Genomic DNA, 221 nt, shown 5'->3' on the forward strand with positions numbered 1-221 from the left:
TTTGTGATTCATGACTGGGGTGAAGTCGTAACAAGGTAACCGTAGGGGAACCTGCGGTTGGATCACCTCCTTACCTGAAGATACCTTCCTTCGAAGTGCTCACACAGATTGTCTGATAGAAAAGTAACGAGCAGAAAAAACCTCTACAGGCTTGTAGCTCAGGTGGTTAGAGCGCACCCCTGATAAGGGTGAGGTCGGTGGTTCAAGTCCACTCAGGCCTA

At 49.3% G+C, this 221-nt stretch carries 1 tRNA gene and 1 rRNA gene; both read left to right on the top strand.

What is annotated here, in order from left to right:
• Window positions 1–73 (top strand): 16S ribosomal RNA (locus F3J38_RS27910); the annotation flags it as partial.
• A 74-nt stretch (window positions 74–147) separates the two neighbouring features.
• Window positions 148–221: transfer RNA gene (locus F3J38_RS27915), tRNA-Ile, on the top strand.

The organism is Candidatus Pantoea formicae (assembly GCF_011752625.1).
Taxonomy (GTDB): Bacteria; Pseudomonadota; Gammaproteobacteria; order Enterobacterales; family Enterobacteriaceae; genus Pantoea; species Pantoea formicae.